9 tRNA genes and 5 rRNA genes (1 of these 14 cut by a window edge) are annotated in these 6,138 nt (G+C 50.7%); all 14 read left to right on the top strand.

The features are described 5' to 3' along the window. Positions 1–198 (top strand): 23S ribosomal RNA (locus tag MNO09_RS30510) (it extends 2,724 nt beyond the left edge of the window). Positions 199–301: 103 nt separating this feature from the next. Further along, positions 302–417: ribosomal RNA gene (rrf, locus tag MNO09_RS30505) — 5S ribosomal RNA — on the top strand. 5 nt (positions 418–422) lie between these two features. Next, positions 423–498, top strand: a tRNA-Val gene (locus tag MNO09_RS30500). 4 nt (positions 499–502) lie between these two features. Beyond that, positions 503–578, top strand: a tRNA-Thr gene (locus MNO09_RS30495). 13 nt (positions 579–591) lie between these two features. After that, positions 592–667 (top strand) — tRNA-Lys (locus MNO09_RS30490). Between the two features lie 14 nt (positions 668–681). Then, positions 682–762, top strand: a tRNA-Leu gene (locus MNO09_RS30485). Between the two features lie 29 nt (positions 763–791). Then, positions 792–866, top strand: a tRNA-Gly gene (locus MNO09_RS30480). A 16-nt stretch (positions 867–882) separates the two neighbouring features. After that, positions 883–971: transfer RNA gene (locus tag MNO09_RS30475), tRNA-Leu, on the top strand. Positions 972–974: 3 nt separating this feature from the next. Continuing rightward, positions 975–1,048, top strand: a tRNA-Arg gene (locus tag MNO09_RS30470). Between the two features lie 8 nt (positions 1,049–1,056). Then, positions 1,057–1,130: transfer RNA gene (locus tag MNO09_RS30465), tRNA-Pro, on the top strand. Between the two features lie 9 nt (positions 1,131–1,139). Further along, positions 1,140–1,215, top strand: a tRNA-Ala gene (locus MNO09_RS30460). 79 nt (positions 1,216–1,294) lie between these two features. Then, positions 1,295–2,846 (top strand): 16S ribosomal RNA (locus MNO09_RS30455). A 146-nt stretch (positions 2,847–2,992) separates the two neighbouring features. Next, positions 2,993–5,914, top strand: a 23S ribosomal RNA gene (locus MNO09_RS30450). A 48-nt stretch (positions 5,915–5,962) separates the two neighbouring features. Then, a 5S ribosomal RNA gene (gene rrf / locus MNO09_RS30445) occupies positions 5,963–6,078 on the top strand. The 16S, 23S and 5S rRNA genes sit together here with 9 tRNA genes alongside, the layout of an rRNA operon. Positions 6,079–6,138: the final 60 nt, after the last annotated feature.

Genomic DNA, 6,138 nt, shown 5'->3' with positions numbered 1-6,138 from the left:
GCCAAGGGCATAGCTGGGTAGCTATGTGCGGAAGGGATAAGTGCTGAAAGCATCTAAGCATGAAGCCCCCCTCAAGATGAGATTTCCCATAGCGTAAGCTAGTAAGATCCCTGAAAGATGATCAGGTTGATAGGTTCGAGGTGGAAGCATGGTGACATGTGGAGCTGACGAATACTAATAGATCGAGGACTTAACCATATAATATGAAGCAAATGTTATCTAGTTTTGAAAGAATATAAAAAAACTTGTTGACTTTAAAAGTTAAATAAGTTACAATAATTCTTGTCTTAAATGAATACAGTCTGGTAATGATGGCAGAGAGGCCACACCCGTTCCCATACCGAACACGGAAGTTAAGCTCTCTAGCGCCGATGGTAGTTGGGACCTTGTCCCTGTGAGAGTAGGACGTTGCCAGGCAATTCGGAGGATTAGCTCAGCTGGGAGAGCACCTGCCTTACAAGCAGGGGGTCGGCGGTTCGATCCCGTCATCCTCCACCATTTAGCCGACTTAGCTCAATTGGTAGAGCAACTGACTTGTAATCAGTAGGTTGGGGGTTCAAGTCCTCTAGTCGGCACCAGTTTTTATTGCAAGAGCCATTAGCTCAGTTGGTAGAGCATCTGACTTTTAATCAGAGGGTCGAAGGTTCGAATCCTTCATGGCTCACCATTTTAATGAAATATGCGGGTGTGGCGGAATTGGCAGACGCACTAGACTTAGGATCTAGCGCCTTTGGCGTGGGGGTTCGACTCCCTTCACCCGCACTTTTAATGAAATAACTCAAACATGTCTTGCGGAAGTAGTTCAGTGGTAGAATACAACCTTGCCAAGGTTGGGGTCGCGGGTTCGAATCCCGTCTTCCGCTCCAATTTCCAATATGACATGCCGGGGTGGCGGAACAGGCAGACGCACAGGACTTAAAATCCTGCGGTGGGTGACCACCGTGCGGGTTCGACCCCCGCCCTCGGCACCATATGCGCCCGTAGCTCAATTGGATAGAGCGTTTGACTACGGATCAAGAGGTTAGGGGTTCGACTCCTCTCGGGCGCGTTTTCTTTCGGGAAGTGGCTCAGCTTGGTAGAGCACCTGGTTTGGGACCAGGGGGTCGCAGGTTCAAATCCTGTCTTCCCGATAATTGTTTGGGGCCTTAGCTCAGCTGGGAGAGCGCCTGCCTTGCACGCAGGAGGTCAGCGGTTCGATCCCGCTAGGCTCCACCAAAAAAAGTTCTTTGAAAACTGAACGAAACAAACAACGTGAAACGTCAATTTTTATTTTTAGATGCTAGACAAACTAACTTTATTGGAGAGTTTGATCCTGGCTCAGGATGAACGCTGGCGGCGTGCCTAATACATGCAAGTCGAGCGAATGGATTAAGAGCTTGCTCTTATGAAGTTAGCGGCGGACGGGTGAGTAACACGTGGGTAACCTGCCCATAAGACTGGGATAACTCCGGGAAACCGGGGCTAATACCGGATAATATTTTGAACTGCATGGTTCGAAATTGAAAGGCGGCTTCGGCTGTCACTTATGGATGGACCCGCGTCGCATTAGCTAGTTGGTGAGGTAACGGCTCACCAAGGCAACGATGCGTAGCCGACCTGAGAGGGTGATCGGCCACACTGGGACTGAGACACGGCCCAGACTCCTACGGGAGGCAGCAGTAGGGAATCTTCCGCAATGGACGAAAGTCTGACGGAGCAACGCCGCGTGAGTGATGAAGGCTTTCGGGTCGTAAAACTCTGTTGTTAGGGAAGAACAAGTGCTAGTTGAATAAGCTGGCACCTTGACGGTACCTAACCAGAAAGCCACGGCTAACTACGTGCCAGCAGCCGCGGTAATACGTAGGTGGCAAGCGTTATCCGGAATTATTGGGCGTAAAGCGCGCGCAGGTGGTTTCTTAAGTCTGATGTGAAAGCCCACGGCTCAACCGTGGAGGGTCATTGGAAACTGGGAGACTTGAGTGCAGAAGAGGAAAGTGGAATTCCATGTGTAGCGGTGAAATGCGTAGAGATATGGAGGAACACCAGTGGCGAAGGCGACTTTCTGGTCTGTAACTGACACTGAGGCGCGAAAGCGTGGGGAGCAAACAGGATTAGATACCCTGGTAGTCCACGCCGTAAACGATGAGTGCTAAGTGTTAGAGGGTTTCCGCCCTTTAGTGCTGAAGTTAACGCATTAAGCACTCCGCCTGGGGAGTACGGCCGCAAGGCTGAAACTCAAAGGAATTGACGGGGGCCCGCACAAGCGGTGGAGCATGTGGTTTAATTCGAAGCAACGCGAAGAACCTTACCAGGTCTTGACATCCTCTGAAAACCCTAGAGATAGGGCTTCTCCTTCGGGAGCAGAGTGACAGGTGGTGCATGGTTGTCGTCAGCTCGTGTCGTGAGATGTTGGGTTAAGTCCCGCAACGAGCGCAACCCTTGATCTTAGTTGCCATCATTAAGTTGGGCACTCTAAGGTGACTGCCGGTGACAAACCGGAGGAAGGTGGGGATGACGTCAAATCATCATGCCCCTTATGACCTGGGCTACACACGTGCTACAATGGACGGTACAAAGAGCTGCAAGACCGCGAGGTGGAGCTAATCTCATAAAACCGTTCTCAGTTCGGATTGTAGGCTGCAACTCGCCTACATGAAGCTGGAATCGCTAGTAATCGCGGATCAGCATGCCGCGGTGAATACGTTCCCGGGCCTTGTACACACCGCCCGTCACACCACGAGAGTTTGTAACACCCGAAGTCGGTGGGGTAACCTTTATGGAGCCAGCCGCCTAAGGTGGGACAGATGATTGGGGTGAAGTCGTAACAAGGTAGCCGTATCGGAAGGTGCGGCTGGATCACCTCCTTTCTATGGAGAATTGATGAACGCTGTTCATCAATATAAGTTTCCGTGTTTCGTTTTGTTCAGTTTTGAGAGAACTATCTCTCATATATAAATGTATGTTCTTTGAAAACTAGATAACAGTGTAGCTCATATTTTTTTAATTTTAGTTTGGTTAAGTTAGAAAGGGCGCACGGTGGATGCCTTGACACTAGGAGTCGATGAAGGACGGGACTAACGCCGATATGCTTCGGGGAGCTGTAAGTAAGCTTTGATCCGAAGATTTCCGAATGGGGAAACCCACCATACGTAATGGTATGGTATCCTTGCCTGAATACATAGGGTAAGGAAGACAGACCCAGGGAACTGAAACATCTAAGTACCTGGAGGAAGAGAAAGCAAATGCGATTTCCTGAGTAGCGGCGAGCGAAACGGAACATAGCCCAAACCAAGAGGCTTGCCTCTTGGGGTTGTAGGACATTCTATACGGAGTTACAAAGGAACGAGGTAGACGAAGCGACCTGGAAAGGTCCGTCGTAGAGGGTAACAACCCCGTAGTCGAAACTTCGTTCTCTCTTGAATGTATCCTGAGTACGGCGGAACACGTGAAATTCCGTCGGAATCTGGGAGGACCATCTCCCAAGGCTAAATACTCCCTAGTGATCGATAGTGAACCAGTACCGTGAGGGAAAGGTGAAAAGCACCCCGGAAGGGGAGTGAAAGAGATCCTGAAACCGTGTGCCTACAAATAGTCAGAGCCCGTTAATGGGTGATGGCGTGCCTTTTGTAGAATGAACCGGCGAGTTACGATCCCGTGCGAGGTTAAGCTGAAGAGGCGGAGCCGCAGCGAAAGCGAGTCTGAATAGGGCGTTTAGTACGTGGTCGTAGACCCGAAACCAGGTGATCTACCCATGTCCAGGGTGAAGTTCAGGTAACACTGAATGGAGGCCCGAACCCACGCACGTTGAAAAGTGCGGGGATGAGGTGTGGGTAGCGGAGAAATTCCAATCGAACCTGGAGATAGCTGGTTCTCCCCGAAATAGCTTTAGGGCTAGCCTTAAGTGTAAGAGTCTTGGAGGTAGAGCACTGATTGAACTAGGGGTCCTCATCGGATTACCGAATTCAGTCAAACTCCGAATGCCAATGACTTATCCTTAGGAGTCAGACTGCGAGTGATAAGATCCGTAGTCAAGAGGGAAACAGCCCAGATCGCCAGCTAAGGTCCCAAAGTGTGTATTAAGTGGAAAAGGATGTGGAGTTGCTTAGACAACTAGGATGTTGGCTTAGAAGCAGCCACCATTTAAAGAGTGCGTAATAGCTCACTAGTCGAGTGACTCTGCGCCGAAAATGTACCGGGGCTAAATACACCACCGAAGCTGCGAATTGATACCAATGGTATCAGTGGTAGGGGAGCGTTCTAAGTGCAGTGAAGTCAGACCGGAAGGACTGGTGGAGCGCTTAGAAGTGAGAATGCCGGTATGAGTAGCGAAAGACGGGTGAGAATCCCGTCCACCGAATGCCTAAGGTTTCCTGAGGAAGGCTCGTCCGCTCAGGGTTAGTCAGGACCTAAGCCGAGGCCGACAGGCGTAGGCGATGGACAACAGGTTGATATTCCTGTACCACCTCTTTATCGTTTGAGCAATGGAGGGACGCAGAAGGATAGAAGAAGCGTGCGATTGGTTGTGCACGTCCAAGCAGTTAGGCTGATAAGTAGGCAAATCCGCTTATCGTGAAGGCTGAGCTGTGATGGGGAAGCTCCTTATGGAGCGAAGTCTTTGATTCCCCGCTGCCAAGAAAAGCTTCTAGCGAGATAAAAGGTGCCTGTACCGCAAACCGACACAGGTAGGCGAGGAGAGAATCCTAAGGTGTGCGAGAGAACTCTGGTTAAGGAACTCGGCAAAATGACCCCGTAACTTCGGGAGAAGGGGTGCTTTCTTAACGGAAAGCCGCAGTGAATAGGCCCAAGCGACTGTTTAGCAAAAACACAGGTCTCTGCGAAGCCGTAAGGCGAAGTATAGGGGCTGACACCTGCCCGGTGCTGGAAGGTTAAGGAGAGGGGTTAGCGTAAGCGAAGCTCTGAACTGAAGCCCCAGTAAACGGCGGCCGTAACTATAACGGTCCTAAGGTAGCGAAATTCCTTGTCGGGTAAGTTCCGACCCGCACGAAAGGTGTAACGATTTGGGCACTGTCTCAACCAGAGACTCGGTGAAATTATAGTACCTGTGAAGATGCAGGTTACCCGCGACAGGACGGAAAGACCCCGTGGAGCTTTACTGTAGCCTGATATTGAATTTTGGTACATTTTGTACAGGATAGGCGGGAGCCATTGAAACCGGAGCGCTAGCTTCGGTGGAGGCGCTGGTGGGATACCGCCCTGAATGTATTGAAATTCTAACCTACGGGTCTTATCGACCCGGGAGACAGTGTCAGGTGGGCAGTTTGACTGGGGCGGTCGCCTCCTAAAGTGTAACGGAGGCGCCCAAAGGTTCCCTCAGAATGGTTGGAAATCATTCGTAGAGTGCAAAGGCATAAGGGAGCTTGACTGCGAGACCTACAAGTCGAGCAGGGACGAAAGTCGGGCTTAGTGATCCGGTGGTTCCGCATGGAAGGGCCATCGCTCAACGGATAAAAGCTACCCCGGGGATAACAGGCTTATCTCCCCCAAGAGTCCACATCGACGGGGAGGTTTGGCACCTCGATGTCGGCTCATCGCATCCTGGGGCTGTAGTCGGTCCCAAGGGTTGGGCTGTTCGCCCATTAAAGCGGTACGCGAGCTGGGTTCAGAACGTCGTGAGACAGTTCGGTCCCTATCCGTCGTGGGCGTAGGAAATTTGAGAGGAGCTGTCCTTAGTACGAGAGGACCGGGATGGACGCACCGCTGGTGTACCAGTTGTTCTGCCAAGGGCATAGCTGGGTAGCTATGTGCGGAAGGGATAAGTGCTGAAAGCATCTAAGCATGAAGCCCCCCTCAAGATGAGATTTCCCATAGCGTAAGCTAGTAAGATCCCTGAAAGATGATCAGGTTGATAGGTTCGAGGTGGAAGCATGGTGACATGTGGAGCTGACGAATACTAATAGATCGAGGACTTAACCATATAATATGTAGCAATGTTATCTAGTTTTGAAGGAATATGCCTTCATAGTTTGGTGATGATGGCAGAGAGGTCACACCCGTTCCCATACCGAACACGGAAGTTAAGCTCTCTAGCGCCGATGGTAGTTGGGACCTTGTCCCTGTGAGAGTAGGACGTCGCCAAGCAACTAAACACGAGTCAAATGACTCGTGTTTTTTCGTGTTTTCTTTTATAATCCATAGTAA

Origin of the sequence: Bacillus sp. N5-665 (assembly GCF_022637375.2) — a bacterium.
Lineage (GTDB): Bacteria > Bacillota > Bacilli > Bacillales > Bacillaceae_G > Bacillus_A > Bacillus_A wiedmannii.
Note: the sequence above shows the minus strand (reverse complement) of the source record. Positions and strands in the feature narration are given on the sequence as shown.